This window comes from Methanoculleus formosensis, assembly GCF_025384765.1.
GTDB classification, from domain to species: domain Archaea; phylum Halobacteriota; class Methanomicrobia; order Methanomicrobiales; family Methanoculleaceae; genus Methanoculleus; species Methanoculleus formosensis.
Map to the genome: position 1 here is coordinate 106,599 of NZ_VHLL01000001.1, position 12,813 is coordinate 119,411.

11 protein-coding genes are annotated in these 12,813 nt (G+C 64.3%); 5 read left to right on the top strand and 6 right to left on the bottom strand.

The genetic code is table 11. From position 1 onward, the window contains the following. Window positions 1-7 precede the first annotated feature (7 nt). Window positions 8-472: a ribonuclease III domain-containing protein gene (locus FKB36_RS00625; protein WP_261596093.1), complete on the top strand. Its 465-nt coding sequence runs from the start codon at window positions 8-10 to the stop codon at window positions 470-472. Window positions 473-697: 225 nt separating this feature from the next. Here FKB36_RS00625 and FKB36_RS00630 read toward each other — a convergent pair whose 3' ends face one another. The 5 genes from FKB36_RS00630 to FKB36_RS00650 form a co-directional block, all read right to left on the bottom strand. Beyond that, a complete protein-coding gene (locus FKB36_RS00630) occupies window positions 698-1,990 on the bottom strand; it encodes an L-lactate MFS transporter (RefSeq protein ID WP_261596094.1) in 1,293 nt (430 codons plus the stop codon). Window positions 1,991-1,996: 6 nt separating this feature from the next. Continuing rightward, window positions 1,997-3,886, bottom strand: coding sequence for an acetate--CoA ligase (gene acs / locus FKB36_RS00635; protein WP_261596095.1), 1,890 nt, complete (start codon window positions 3,884-3,886; stop codon window positions 1,997-1,999). A 212-nt stretch (window positions 3,887-4,098) separates the two neighbouring features. Then, window positions 4,099-5,040 carry a magnesium transporter CorA family protein gene (locus tag FKB36_RS00640; RefSeq protein ID WP_261596096.1) on the bottom strand — a complete coding sequence of 314 codons (942 nt, stop codon included), beginning with the start codon at window positions 5,038-5,040 and terminating at the stop codon, window positions 4,099-4,101. A 96-nt stretch (window positions 5,041-5,136) separates the two neighbouring features. Then, on the bottom strand, window positions 5,137-7,161 hold the full coding sequence (locus FKB36_RS00645; protein ID WP_261596097.1) for a sodium-translocating pyrophosphatase: 2,025 nt from the start codon (window positions 7,159-7,161) through the stop codon (window positions 5,137-5,139). Window positions 7,162-7,250: 89 nt separating this feature from the next. Next, window positions 7,251-8,654, bottom strand: a complete 1,404-nt coding sequence (locus tag FKB36_RS00650; RefSeq protein ID WP_261596643.1) for a DNA-directed DNA polymerase II small subunit — start codon at window positions 8,652-8,654, stop codon at window positions 7,251-7,253. A gap of 499 nt (window positions 8,655-9,153) precedes the next feature. On the opposite strand from FKB36_RS00650, the gene FKB36_RS00655 reads away from it, so the two are divergent. Together FKB36_RS00655 and cofH (FKB36_RS00660) are read left to right on the top strand one after the other, a co-directional pair. Continuing rightward, window positions 9,154-9,846: a S26 family signal peptidase gene (locus tag FKB36_RS00655; RefSeq protein WP_261596098.1), complete on the top strand. Its 693-nt coding sequence runs from the start codon at window positions 9,154-9,156 to the stop codon at window positions 9,844-9,846. A 28-nt stretch (window positions 9,847-9,874) separates the two neighbouring features. After that, window positions 9,875-10,963, top strand: a complete 1,089-nt coding sequence (gene cofH, locus FKB36_RS00660) for a 5-amino-6-(D-ribitylamino)uracil--L-tyrosine 4-hydroxyphenyl transferase CofH (RefSeq protein ID WP_261596099.1) — start codon at window positions 9,875-9,877, stop codon at window positions 10,961-10,963. 7 nt (window positions 10,964-10,970) lie between these two features. Here cofH (FKB36_RS00660) and FKB36_RS00665 read toward each other — a convergent pair whose 3' ends face one another. After that, window positions 10,971-11,285 carry a YunC family protein gene (locus FKB36_RS00665; RefSeq protein ID WP_261596100.1) on the bottom strand — a complete coding sequence of 105 codons (315 nt, stop codon included), beginning with the start codon at window positions 11,283-11,285 and terminating at the stop codon, window positions 10,971-10,973. A 118-nt stretch (window positions 11,286-11,403) separates the two neighbouring features. Here FKB36_RS00665 and cofH (FKB36_RS00670) point away from each other — a divergent pair, with 118 nt between their 5' ends. Both cofH (FKB36_RS00670) and FKB36_RS00675 read left to right on the top strand, forming a co-directional pair. Next, window positions 11,404-12,495 carry a 5-amino-6-(D-ribitylamino)uracil--L-tyrosine 4-hydroxyphenyl transferase CofH gene (gene cofH / locus FKB36_RS00670; RefSeq protein WP_390895681.1) on the top strand — a complete coding sequence of 364 codons (1,092 nt, stop codon included), beginning with the start codon at window positions 11,404-11,406 and terminating at the stop codon, window positions 12,493-12,495. A gap of 102 nt (window positions 12,496-12,597) precedes the next feature. Next, window positions 12,598-12,759 (top strand): DUF1328 domain-containing protein, encoded by a 162-nt coding sequence (locus FKB36_RS00675; RefSeq protein ID WP_261596101.1) that lies wholly within the window; start codon window positions 12,598-12,600, stop codon window positions 12,757-12,759. The last annotated feature ends 54 nt before the right edge of the window (window positions 12,760-12,813 follow it).

Consider the following 12,813-nt stretch of genomic DNA (forward strand, 5'->3'; position numbering starts at 1 on the left):
TCTTTTTATGAGCGATGCCGGCCGCCGGGACCCGCGTGAGATCGAGGAGCGGATAGGCTACGCCTTTCGCGAACGCTCGCTCCTTCTCCGGGCGCTCACCCGCCTCGCCTATACCCTGGAGGCGGGCCTTCCCCCGGACGCCCACATGGACGCCCTCGCCACCCTCGGCGATGCGGTCATCAACGTGGCGGTCGTGGAGGCGGTGGTCGCGACCGGGGCGCACGACAAGGGCGCGATCACCAACAGAAAGATGAACCTGGTGAATATGTCCCGGCTCCGCTCTCTCGCGGAAGATCTCGACCTCGCCGACCACGTCCGCTGGGGAAAGGGCGAGGCCGCCCAGAGGGTCTGGACCTCCGGCCGGGTCCTCGCCGAGTGCCTGGAAGCCCTCATCGGCGCCGTTTACCTGGACGGCGGGATGGAGGCGGCCGCCGGGGTGCTCCGGCGGCTTGGCCTCACGGAGAAGGCGTAACCGATCTCTTCGTCGAACGTTTCACACAACCCCCCGGGAAACCCGGTCTTCGATAGAAGGCGTGAAGGGGCGTTGCTCTCTGATAAACTGATCTTCGCGTTCTCCCGCGTGGAAGCTAATAGGTGCAGATAACGATACGGCCTCACGCGAAGAACGCGAAGCCGCGAAGTGCGACCGGTCGGTGATGGAGGATGTGGGGGAGAGGTTCTCCAGAGTCAATCACTCTCACTCCTCCGCCACCGACCCCGGCACACGCGCGCTCGCCGGAACGCTGGCCGGCGGCCGCATCAGGAGCCAGGCGACGGCGAAGCCTGCGGCGGCGAGCGCCGCAACCAGCGGGAAGACCCCGAGGTAAGTCCCGGTCGCCGTCCGGACGAACCCGGCGAGTTGCGGCCCGGCGATGGCCCCGGCGCCGTAGGCGAGGAAGACCACCCCGTAGCAGCGCGGGTAGTCGCACGTCCCGAAGTAGGACGCCGTCGCCGTCGGCGCGATCGCGAGCCAGCCCCCGAGGCACCCCCAGAGGACGGCGAACGCGACGATGTAGCTCGGCACCCCCGGCACGAGCCAGATCAGCAGCGATGCCGCCGCTATCAACGCAAACGTCAGCATCGCCGTCTTCTGCGGGGATATCCGGTCGGTGAGGTTCCCGAACGCCGGGCGCCCGAGGCCGTTGAAGACGGCGAAGAACCCGACGAGGAGCGTCGCGAGCCCCGCGTCCACCCCGGCAAGTTCGGTCCCGACCGGCTTTGCGATCGAGATCGCGGCGAGGCCCGCGAGGCAGCCGATGAAGTAGCAGGCGAAGAGCCCGTAGAACGTCCCCGTCCGGAGCATCGCGCGGCGGTCGCACTCGCAGACCGGCGCCGTGCCGACCCCGGGCGCGGGCGGCGTCCAGCCCGCCGGCCGCCAGCCTGCCGGCGGGAACCGGAGCGGCAGGGCGGAGAGGACCAACAGGGCGATGAGCGCGATCCCGAAGATCCGGAACGTCGCCATCACTCCGTATGCGGCGATGAGCGCGCCTGCCGCGTTCGCCGTGACGAAGGCGGAGAACCCGAACCCGAGGAGGGCAAGCCCGACCGCGAGCCCCCGCCGGTCCGGAAACCACCGGGTTGCGACGGCGACCGGCGCCCCGTAAGCGATGCCGACGCCGAGCCCCCCGATCACCCCGTAGACGATGTAGAGCATCTCGACCGACGTCGCCGTCGAGGCGAGGAGCCACCCGAGGCCGGTGAGGAGCCCGCCGACGATCGTCACCATCCGCGGGCCGTAGCGTTCGAGGTACTTCCCGGTGAGCGGCATCGCTATCGCGAAGAAGGCGAGGAAGACTGAGAACGGGAGGAGCACCTCCCCCGCCGTCACCTCCCGGCCGAGCGTCGCGGTGAAGTGTGCGGCGAGCGGCGCCACAAAGACGCTCCACGCGTATATGCTCCCGAGGCAGAGGTTGACGACGAGGCCGAGGGCCACAAGGCCCCATCGCCCCTTCTCTGCAGGCAGCCCGAAGATCGTCGGTGTCTCTGTCATGCCCGTCTACTCCTCGAGCGTTGAGATGTCGCCCGGGTCCATGCCGAGCTCGCGGGCTTTCAAGACCCGGCGCATGATCTTGCCGCTCCGGGTCTTGGGGAGCCGGTCCATGAACTCGATCTCGGCCGGCACTGCAACAGGCCCGAGGCTCTTTTTGACGTGTCGGGTGAGTTCGTCGACGAGGCCGTCACCCGGAGTCGCCCCCACGCGGAGGGTGACGAACGCCTTGATGACGTTCCCCTTCAGGGCATCGGGTTTCCCGATGACCGCCGCCTCCGCCACCGCCTCGTGCGAGACGAGCGCGCTCTCGACCTCGGCCGTCCCGATGTTGTGCCCGGCGACGACGATCAGGTCGTCCGCCCGGCCGAGGACCATGATGTAGCCCTCCTCATCCTTCACCGCAAGATCGCCTGCGGTGTAGCACCCTGGTATGGTGTTCCAGTAGGTGCGGTAGCGCTCGTCGTTGCCGTGAACCGTCCGGAGCATCGAGGGCCAGGGCTCCTTGATGACCAGGAACCCGCCCGTCCCCGGCGGGACGGGGTTCCCCCTCCTGTCGACGACATCCACGACGGCGCCCGGGATGGGCTTTCCCGCAAACCCGGGGCGCATCGGCTCGCCGATCATCGTGGTGATCATGTGCATCCCGGTCTCGGTCTGCCACCAGGTGTCCACGATCGGGCACCGCCCGCCGCCGATCGCATGGTAGTACCACTCGAACGCCTCGGGGTTGAGCGGTTCGCCGACCGAGCCGAGCACCCGGAGCGACGAGAGGTCGTACTTCGCCGGCCATTCGGCGCCGTAGCGCATGAACATCCGGATCGCGGTCGGCGCGGTGTAGAAGATCGTCACCCCCAGGTCCTGGACCAGTTGCCAGTAGGCGCCCGGGTCGGGGTAGTCCGGTGTCCCTTCGGCGATGACGACCGTCGTCCCGACCGCGAGCGGGCCGTAGACGATGTAGCTGTGGCCGGTGATCCACCCGGGATCGGCGGTGCACCACAGGACATCGGTCTCTTTGATGTCGAAGTCGTGGCGGGCGGTGTAGTAGGTTCCGACCATGTAGCCGCCGCAGGTGTGGACGATCCCCTTCGGTGCCCCGGTCGAACCGCTCGTATACAGGATGAAGAGCGGGTCCTCCGAGTCCATCGAGACCGCCGGGCAGTCCGGCGCGGCGCGGGCCACGAGTTCGGCGTAATCGACCTCCCGCGCGGGATCGAGGTCGGCGGCCGGGATCTCGCGCCGGAGGACGACAGTCTTCTCGACGCACGGTGTCCGGGTGAGCGCATCGTTCACGATCTCGCGGAGCGGGATGGTCTTTCCCCGCCGGTAGCCGACGTCCGCCGTGACGAGGACCTTTGCATCGGCATCGTTGATCCGCATCGCGAGCGCATCCGCCCCGAACCCGCCGAAGACCACCGAGTGGACGGCCCCAAGCCGGGCGCAGGCGAGCATCGCGACGATCTGCTCGGGGACGAGCGGCATGTAGATGCAGACCCGCTCGCCTTTCCCGACGCCGAGGCTCGAAAGCCCGTTTGCAAACCGCATCACCTCGTGGTGCAGGGCCTCGTAGGTGAGGACCTGCTGCTCTCCGCTCTCGGCGTGCCAGATGATCGCCGGCTTATCCCTCCGGCCGCCGGTGACGTGGCGGTCCAGGCAGTTGTAGGCGATGTTCAGTCTTCCGTTGACGAACCACTTCGCGTAGGGGTAGTTCCACTCCTTCACCCGGTCCCAGGGCTCGAACCAGTCGAGCTCGCGGGCGACCTGGTCCCAGAACCCGTCAGGGTCGTGCAGGAACTCGCTGTAAGCCCTCGTGTAGTCCGGCGTCCAGGCGGCCGCTTTACACCGGGGGTCGGGATAGTAGCACCTCTCTTCCAATTTCACGGCGAATGTTTCAGCCATTTCTTCTCACTCCATCTTCCGGGCAGATCCGGCCCGCGATCGTGCTACTCATGCATACATGCCGGTCGCCGGCACCCCGTGCCGGTCACCGCAGGGGACGTAACCGCCGCAGGCTCCCGCCTCGTCGGCCGTCTTGGATTTTACATGATTAATAATGTATAATGTGTGATAAACTTTGCGGTCGCCGGACGACGAGACCTGCAGAAAGGGCGTTAAAGCCATCCTTTCCGATTGATGGCCACCGCAAGAAGCGAGGAGACGATCAGGGAAAGAACGAGGATGATAGGGAACCCGTAGGGGTTATCCTGGAGGGGGACCGGGACGTTCATCCCGAGGAAGCTCGCGATCATCGTGGGGATAGCGAGGATGATGGTTATCGAGGTGAGGAGTTTCAAGATGTTGTTGAAGTTGTTCGATATGATCGAGGCGAAGGCATCCATCGTCTCGGTGAGGATCGTCGAGTAGGTGTTCGCCATCTCGATCGCCTGCTTGTTCTCGATGATGACGTCCTCGAGGAGGTCGGTGTCGTCCTCGTACATCCGGAGCGGCTGGAACGTCAGGGTCTTGTCGAGGACGATCTGGTTGCTCCTGAGCGATGTCGAGAAGTAGACCAGGCTCTTTTTTAAGTTCATCAGCTGGATCAACTCCCGGTTCCGCAGCGACTGGTTCAGTTCGGCTCCGATCCGGTCGGATAACCGCTCGATCTGACGCAGGTACTGAAGGAAGTAGGAGGCGTTCCGGAAGAGGATCTGCAGCACGAACCGGGTCTTCTTGGAGGTATAGAAGTGCTTCACCCGACCGTCGGCGAAGTCCCGGACGATCGCGTTCTCACGGAGGCAGACCGTGACGATGGTGTCGGGCGTGACGATGATCCCGAGCGGCATCGTCGTGTAGAGGATCGTCTGCTCCGGGTAGGGCATCGGGATATCGATGACGATCAGGGTGATGCCGTCCTCCGTCTCGGTCCGCGGCCGCTCCTCCTCGTCGAGCGCCGCCCGGAGGTAGTCCCCCGGAATGGAGAGCCTTGTCGAGACCATCTCGATCTCTTCTCGCGGCGGGTCGATCATAGAGACCCAGGAACCGGGCTCGAACGTGCCGGTCTCCTCCGTCCGTGGCACCGGGGCCGTTTCAACCGTGCGATAGATGCGGAACATGCGGTCTCTCACCCTTCTCCCGGGAGTTCGCACTCTACTGATTGTCGGCGAGCGGGATGAAGGTATGGACGCCGGAACGCCGGGAAAAAAAAGGGGTTAAATGACCAGGAGCAGCGGCGCAAAGACCAGCGATACCATGGACATCAGCTTCAGGAGGATGTTCAGGGAAGGTCCTGACGTGTCCTTGAAGGGGTCGCCCACGGTGTCACCGACGACCGCTGCCTTGTGGGCATCCGAGCCCTTGCCCCCGAGGTGGCCCATCTCGATGTATTTCTTTGCGTTGTCCCAGGCCCCGCCGGCGTTCGCCATCGTGACGGCAAGGAGGAACCCGGACGCAAGCGAACCGACGAGCAGACCGCCGAGGGCTTCCGTACCGAGGACGAGCCCGACGGCGAGCGGCGCGACGACGGCGAGGACACCGGGGAAGATCATCTCACGCAGTGCTGCGCTCGTGGAGATGGCGATACAGGAGTTGTAGTCGGGGTCGGCCGTTCCCTCCATGAGGCCCTTAATCTCCTTGAACTGGCGGCGGACCTCGTGGACGATGCTGTATGCCGCCTTGCTGACCGCCGTCATCGTGACGGAGCAGAAGAGGAAGGGAAGCATCGCACCGATCAGAACGCCGATGAAGACGTTCGGGACCGCTACGTCGATGGTCGTGAGGCCGACCGCCTGGGTGTAGGCGGCAAAGAGGGCGAGCGCCGTCAGGGCTGCAGAGCCGATGGCGAACCCCTTGCCGATGGCGGCGGTGGTGTTGCCGACGGAGTCCAGGGTATCGGTGATCTCGCGGACCTCGGGCTTCTGGTGGGACATCTCGGCGATACCGCCGGCGTTATCGGCGACGGGGCCGTAGGCGTCGACGGAGAGCGAGATACCGAGCGTCGCGAGCATACCGACGGCGGCGATCGCGATACCGTAGAGCCCGGCGGTCATGTAGGCGACATAGATCGCGACAGCGACGATAAGGACCGGCCAGACGGTGCTCTCCATCCCCTTCGCAAACCCGGTGATGATGGTGGTCGCCGCCCCGGTCTCGGTGGACTTCACGATGGAGAGGGTCGGTTTCCGGTCGAAGGAAGTGTAGTACTCGGTGATCAGGCCGATAGTAAACCCTGCGACGAGACCGGCGACGGAAGCGTAGAAGACCCCGATGTACTCCGCCCCGAGGAGCCCCGTCACCAGGAAGTAGGTGGCGACGATGGTCACGACCATCGCGGCAACCAGGCCCTTATTGAAGGCCATGTGGATGGCGCTGCTCTCGGTCTTGTTGGTCCGGACGAAGAACGAGCCGATGATGGACGCGATGATGCCGACCGCCGCGATGAGTAGCGGGAGGAGGATCACGTTCATGACGTCGGCGTTCGGGAAGACCGTGGCCGCGAGAGCGACACCGAGGACCATCGCCGATATGATCGCGCCGACGTAGGACTCGTAGAGGTCGGCGCCCATGCCGGCGACGTCGCCGACGTTGTCACCGACGTTGTCGGCGATGACGGCGGGGTTCCTCGGGTCGTCCTCGGGGATGCCTGCCTCGACCTTGCCGACAAGGTCGGCACCGACGTCTGCGGCCTTGGTGAAGATACCGCCGCCGACACGGGCGAAGAGGGCGATCGAACTCGCACCGAGACCGAACCCGGTCACGTGGGTGAGGACTTCAGCCTGGGTATACCCCGTGAAGGTGCTGATAGCCACATACGCGATCGAGAGCCCGAGAAGCCCGAGCCCGACGACGGCCATGCCCATGACCGAGCCGCTCGAGAACGAGACACGGAACGCATCCGCGATCCCGCGCCGTGCGGCGTTCGTGGTCCGGACGTTTGCCTTCGTGGCGGTGAACATGCCGATGTAGCCGGCTGTCGCCGAGAGCACCGCGCCGAAGACGAAGCAGGCGGCGGTGAAGACGCCGATCCCGAGCGCAAGGACGACGGCAAGTACGACGACGAATATCGCTATAGCGCGATACTGCTTGTTCAGGTAGACCATTGCCCCCGTGTGGATGGCGGCAGCAATCTTCTGCATGACTTCGGTACCCGTGCCCTCTTTCAGGATACTCCTGTAGGAGAACCCTGCGAACAGGAGAGCGAGGATGGCACACACGGGTGCCAGATACACCAGATCCATCTCTTTACATTCCTCCGATTTGGTACCATATAGAGAGGGATTCAACATTTTTAAATATGTGGAAAAGATCCGGAGCATCCGGTGGAAATTCAGGTGAAATCCATCACTTCCGGCTGGAGCGTCTGGAGATCGACGACGAACGCACGCGCGGGTGTGGGATTGATGTTCATCTGCTTCTGAAACGCCGTCTGGGCCTGCCAGGTGCCGGCGTTCACCCCGAGAACGCCCCGGTAGCGGGTGACGCCGCAGATGTGGACGTGCCCGGTGAGGAGGATCTCGGGAAGGGGATCGATGACGAGCCGGTCGGTCTTCATCGCGGCGATAGGCGTCCGCATCCCATAGGGGATCGCGAGCAGCCGGCGCCTGAGCATCTCATCCATGATCTCGCCGGGCCGCTCGTAACTCGCGCCCGGGATCAGCCCGATCATGTCGTCGATCGACCGGCCGTGGTACATCAGGACCCGGACACCCTGCAGGTTCAGGAGACAGGGGTTCTCGACGAAGGTGCAGTTCGATGGAAACTTCGCGGTGAACTCCGGTGGGATCGCCGGCTGCGGCTCGGCCATCCTGACGACGTCGTGGTTTCCCGGCGCGGCGACGATCTGGATCCGCGAGGGGATGTCCCGGAGCATCTCCGCAAAGGCGTCGTACTGCTCGTAGATGTTCTTGATCGTCAGCTCGTTCTCCTGTCCGGGATAGATGCCGATACCGTCGACGAGGTCGCCGGCGATCAGGAGGTAGCCGGCATCGGAGTCCTGGAGCCAGTCGGCGAACCGGTTCCACGCGTCGTCGAGGAAGGTGTCGCTTCCCACGTGGACGTCGGAGATGAGAACCGCTTTCCCTGGCTTATCGCTCTTGAACGGGGCGTTGTTGATGGGGACGTCCGGACGGAAGAGCTGCTCGGCGAAGAAGAGTCCGCCGTCGCTTGAGAGCTTCCCTTTGACCCCGAGCACCTCGTCGGGGAGGATCCGTTCCGCCTCCGCGAACGAATCGTCCCGCCCTTTGTTGAAGAGCACCCGCATCGCCCCGGTCGGATCCTCCATCTCGATGAGACGGTGCCCCTTCGCCGTCGTCCGGGCATCGGCCACCATCCCGATGACGCTGCACTCCTCGTCCCGGTAGCGGTGGGGGGACTTTGTCAGCGCCTCGATCGGCATCGTGTTCATCCGGCTCCGGATCATCGAGGAGAGGCAGTTGTAGCGGTTCCGGAAGTAGTGGACGGCGTCCTCGTGGCCGGTGATGCTGCCCGTGGTTCCGGCGCTCCCCATGATCACCTCGAGTTCGGGGTCGGTGAGGAACCGCGTCCCGTCCCGGACCTTCTTGAGACCCGGGATGTGCTCTCTGGAGACGACCAGGGTGCCGTCGGGGACCCCCGCCGTGATCCGGTCGATGAGCGCGGGATCGTTCTGCTCACGGATGTAACTCACCACGTCGGGATGGACCTGATGTTTCAGCTCAAGGAACCGGCGTACGATCTCGGCGTTGGCGAGCATGGACTCCATGATATTCTCCCTGCGGCAATATGGGTTTATCTTTTTCGCGTTCCGGAGAAGTAGTGCGCACGACCTCAGTGCCTCGTGCGAAGACGTCAAATCCGGAAATTTGCCGCCAATTTCGTTAGCACTCCTCGAATGCCCGGATTTTGCTCCAACGGAGAGTCGTCCTTTGTATGAGGCCTTATCGTCGCCTTTTTACTTTCAACTCACGCGAAGAGCGCGAAGGATGCGAAGATCGGTAGAGGGCTACCAGAAACTCCCCTTCGCGGCTTCGCGTTCTTCGCGCGAGGCTGTATCATCGCCTATAAACTGTCTGCTCACGCGAAGCCGCGAAGAACGCGAAGAACCGTTTGGTTGTGAGTTACTCCCCTTCGCGGCTTCGCGTGGGCTTTCAATTTCCAGAGTGGATCGGGTGATACGCCCTCGGGGGGAAGTATTCCGTGGAGCCCTTGCGTCTCGTTCCCGGTCCGGGCATCCGGAGAACTTATGTATATGAATGATGGCAATCTCTTTAGAACAGATGTCGGGTACCACCTGGCTGCAGCGCGCAGCATCGGCCATAACGGTGTTCCGGGAGAGCGAACGTCCGGTTGTCTCTCTTGCCCGGGATCTCCTCTGGGTTGCCGCGGTCGTGGGAGGTATCGCCCTCTTCCTCTTCCTCTTCTCCGGGACCTGGCCGGCGGTGGTCACGATCGAGTCGGAGAGCATGGTCCCGAACATGAACGTCGGCGACCTGGTGCTCGTCGTCGACGAGGACCGGTTCGGCCCCCTGACGACCTGGGACGACGGCCGGTGGACGGGGCATACATCGTTTGGGGACTACGGCGACGTGATCGTCTACCGGCCGAACGGTGCCGACTCCGTCCACCCGATCATCCATCGCGCGATGACCTACATCGATACCGCCGCCGTAGTTGAGTCGGGGCTCGGGGCTTACTACGACGACCCGCACGGCGGCTACATCACGAAAGGCGACAACAACCCCTACACCGACCAGCCGAACCTCCGGATCGCGGGCGTCGGGGTGATCGAGCCGGTGAAGAAGGAGTGGATTGTGGGGAAAGCCCTCTTCGCGGTGCCGCTCGTCGGCTACCTCCCCCTGCACCTCGCGGAGTTTGCCGTCCTCGTCATCATCGTCATCCTCATCCACGACTTCGTCATTGCGCGCCGTAAAGAGAAAAACGAATAAATCCCGGACCACAAGAGATCTGCTTACGATGCCGTACCCGTTGCACACCCTGCTCGACGATACGCTCGCCGGTCACCGGCTCACGGAGGGGGAGGCCGTCCGGCTCCTCTCGACGCGCGACCGGGGCGTCCTTGCGATCCTCGCCGCCGCAGACGAACTCCGCGAGGAGAAAGTCGGCGACGTCGTCACCTACGTCCACAACCAGAACATCCACGTCACCAACATCTGCAAGAACCTCTGCGGGTTCTGCGGGTTCGGGCGGCGGGCGGACGACCCGGAGGCGTTTTACGACGATATCGATGCGATCCGGGAGAAGGCCCGGACGGCGCGCGAGCGCGGCGTCACCGAGGTATGTCTCCTCTCCGGCGTCCACCCGGACTACACCCTCGACTCCTACGTCGATCTCATCTCCTGCGTGCGGGAGGAAGCTCCCGGGATAGACATCCATACGGCAAGCCCGGACGAGATCGCCTGGGCTGCCGGGCAGAGCGGCGTCTCGACGAAGGAGGCGATCGAACGCCTGCGTGATGCGGGTCTCGGGACACTGCAGGGGACCGCGGCCGAGATCCTGGTGGACAGCGTCCGCCGCGTGATCTGCCCGGGTAAGTGCGACACGGCGACCTGGGTCCGGATCATCAAGGAGGCGCACCGTTTCGGCATCCGGTCGACGGCGACGATCATGTACGGCTCCTGTGAGAGCGTGGGCGATCGCGCCCGGCATCTCGCGATCCTCCGCGATATCCAGGACGAGACCGGCGGGTTCACCGAACTGGTCCCGCTCTCCTTCCTCCACGAGAATACGGCCCTCTACCGTAAGGGCCTCGCGCCCGCGGGCGCGACCGGCAGGGAGGATCTCCTGCTCTTTGCGGTCGCCCGGCTCTTCCTCGACAACTTCGACCACATCCAGATCTCCTGGGGCAAGGTCGGGACGAAGATGGCGCAGCTCGGGCTTCTCGCGGGCGGCGACGACCTCGGCGGGACGATGTTCTGCGACGACGTCAGCACGGATGCCGGGGGCGAGGGCGCCGACTACCTGGACCCGGCGGAGATGCAGCGGATCGCCGGGGATCTCGGCCGGACGCTCCGGCAGCGGACGACGAAGTACGAGATGGTGTGAAGCCGGTTCACATCCGGTTCAAGGCCTCTCTCCCCGACATCCCGACTTCGACGCGGCGCTGCACGGCGGGGAGGTTTGCCGCCTTCACCTCGGCGTCCATCAGACTGTCGAGATCGTCGAGGGTCGACTCTTCCGAGGCGCCGACGATCGCCGCGGGAACCCCGGCGTTCGCGAGCGCCTCGATATCGAAACCGTACGTCCCGATCATCCCCTCGTCGGTCACCCAGGCCATCAGGCTGGTGCTCCCGACCGGAATGACGTAGCCGTATGCGTCCTTGTAGCTGAGCCTTGTACGCTGGTGGCAGAGGATCTGTTGCGCCATGGCCGCCGGGATATCCCCATGAAGAGATAAGTGTATGCACCACCGTCGGGCGCACCCGAAGGTTCTTGTCCTGACCGCCCCAGATAAGCGTATCCCACACGGAGGGACGGATGCGCCCATGATGCCGCTATCAGAGGTGCTTGATGACGTGCTTGCCGGCCACCGGCTCACGGAGGAGGAGGCCGTCCGGCTCCTCTCGACACGCGACCGGGGCGTCCTCGCGATCCTGGCCGCCGCGGACGAGCTCCGCGAACGAAAAGTCGGCGATACCGTCACCTACGTCCGCAACCAGAACATCAACGTCACCAACCTCTGCGTGAACGCCTGCGGGTTCTGCGGGTTCTCCCGTAAGCCGGGCGACGCCGATGCCTTCTTTTATGACGAGGCCGCGGTGCGGGAGAAGGCGCGTGCGGCGCGCGAGCGCGGCGTCACCGAGGTCTGCACGGTGAGCGGGCTCCACCCGGATTTCGACGCCGGATCCTACGCCGAGATCTACTCCTGGATACGGGACGAGGCTCCCGGCGTGCACATCCACGCAAGCAACCCGATGGAGGTGGCGTATGCCGCAGAGAAGAGCGGCATCTCCACCGGGGAAGTCCTCGGGATGATGCGGGACGCGGGTCTTGCCACCCTCTGCGGGACTGCGGCCGAGATCCTGGTCGACGACGTCCGCCGCGTGATCTGCCCGGGCAAGTGCGACACGGCGACCTGGGTCCGGATCATCAAGGAGGCGCACTGTCTCGGGATCCGGTCGACGGCAACGATCATGTATGGCCACTGCGAGAGCGAGGGCGATCGCGCCCGACATCTCTCGATCCTCCGCGATATCCAGGACGAGACCGGCGGGTTCACGGAGTTCGTACCCCTCTCGTTCATCCACAAGAACACCCCCCTCTACCGGGCGGGGCAGGCCCGGCCCGGGGCGGCCGGGAGAGAAGACCTCCTGATGTTTGCGGTCGCCCGGCTCTTCCTCGACAACTTCGATCACATCCAGGCCTCATGGGTGAAGGTCGGGACGAAGATGGCGCAGATGGGGCTTCTTTCGGGCGCAGACGACCTCGGCGGGACGCTCTTTGAAGAGAGCATATCCCGGGAGGCGGGCGCCCGGGATACCGATTACCTGGACCCGGCGGAGATGCAGCGTATCGCCGGAGATCTCGGCCGGACGCTCCGACAGCGGACGACGACCTATACCCTTCTTCCAGGCTGATCGCCGGGTTATCTAAACTATGTCCGGAAAATTATAAATATGCGCGAATATATTGTCGCTCCTCAACGCCGGCCGGGCGCCGGCGGTTGGGAGGAGAACGATATGTTAGGTGGTGGCCTTGTAGGGCTTGCAATCCTCTTCTTTGTACTGGCACTCATCTTTGCCTTACTTGGAGCACGAGGCGTTGCAGGAATGTCGATGTCGGTCGCAAAATGGCTGGTTATCATCTTCATTGTCCTTGCGATCATATCGCTGCTGCTCTGACGGCAGCCGGCAGGGAAGAAAGGCGGGCAGGCCTGCAGGAGAATGTCCCGCTCT

Coding starts and splice junctions, on each gene's coding strand:
- FKB36_RS00640 (WP_261596096.1), bottom strand. CDS start 5,040: ATGTTCCGCATCTATCGCACGGTTGAAACGGCCCCGGTGCCACGGACG.
- acs (WP_261596095.1), bottom strand. CDS start 3,886: ATGGCTGAAACATTCGCCGTGAAATTGGAAGAGAGGTGCTACTATCCC.
- FKB36_RS00625 (WP_261596093.1), top strand. CDS start 8: ATGAGCGATGCCGGCCGCCGGGACCCGCGTGAGATCGAGGAGCGGATA.
- FKB36_RS00630 (WP_261596094.1), bottom strand. CDS start 1,990: ATGACAGAGACACCGACGATCTTCGGGCTGCCTGCAGAGAAGGGGCGA.
- FKB36_RS00650 (WP_261596643.1), bottom strand. CDS start 8,654: ATGCTCGCCAACGCCGAGATCGTACGCCGGTTCCTTGAGCTGAAACAT.
- FKB36_RS00645 (WP_261596097.1), bottom strand. CDS start 7,161: ATGGATCTGGTGTATCTGGCACCCGTGTGTGCCATCCTCGCTCTCCTG.
- FKB36_RS00655 (WP_261596098.1), top strand. CDS start 9,154: ATGATGGCAATCTCTTTAGAACAGATGTCGGGTACCACCTGGCTGCAG.
- cofH (WP_390895681.1), top strand. CDS start 11,404: ATGATGCCGCTATCAGAGGTGCTTGATGACGTGCTTGCCGGCCACCGG.
- cofH (WP_261596099.1), top strand. CDS start 9,875: ATGCCGTACCCGTTGCACACCCTGCTCGACGATACGCTCGCCGGTCAC.
- FKB36_RS00665 (WP_261596100.1), bottom strand. CDS start 11,285: ATGGCGCAACAGATCCTCTGCCACCAGCGTACAAGGCTCAGCTACAAG.
- FKB36_RS00675 (WP_261596101.1), top strand. CDS start 12,598: ATGTTAGGTGGTGGCCTTGTAGGGCTTGCAATCCTCTTCTTTGTACTG.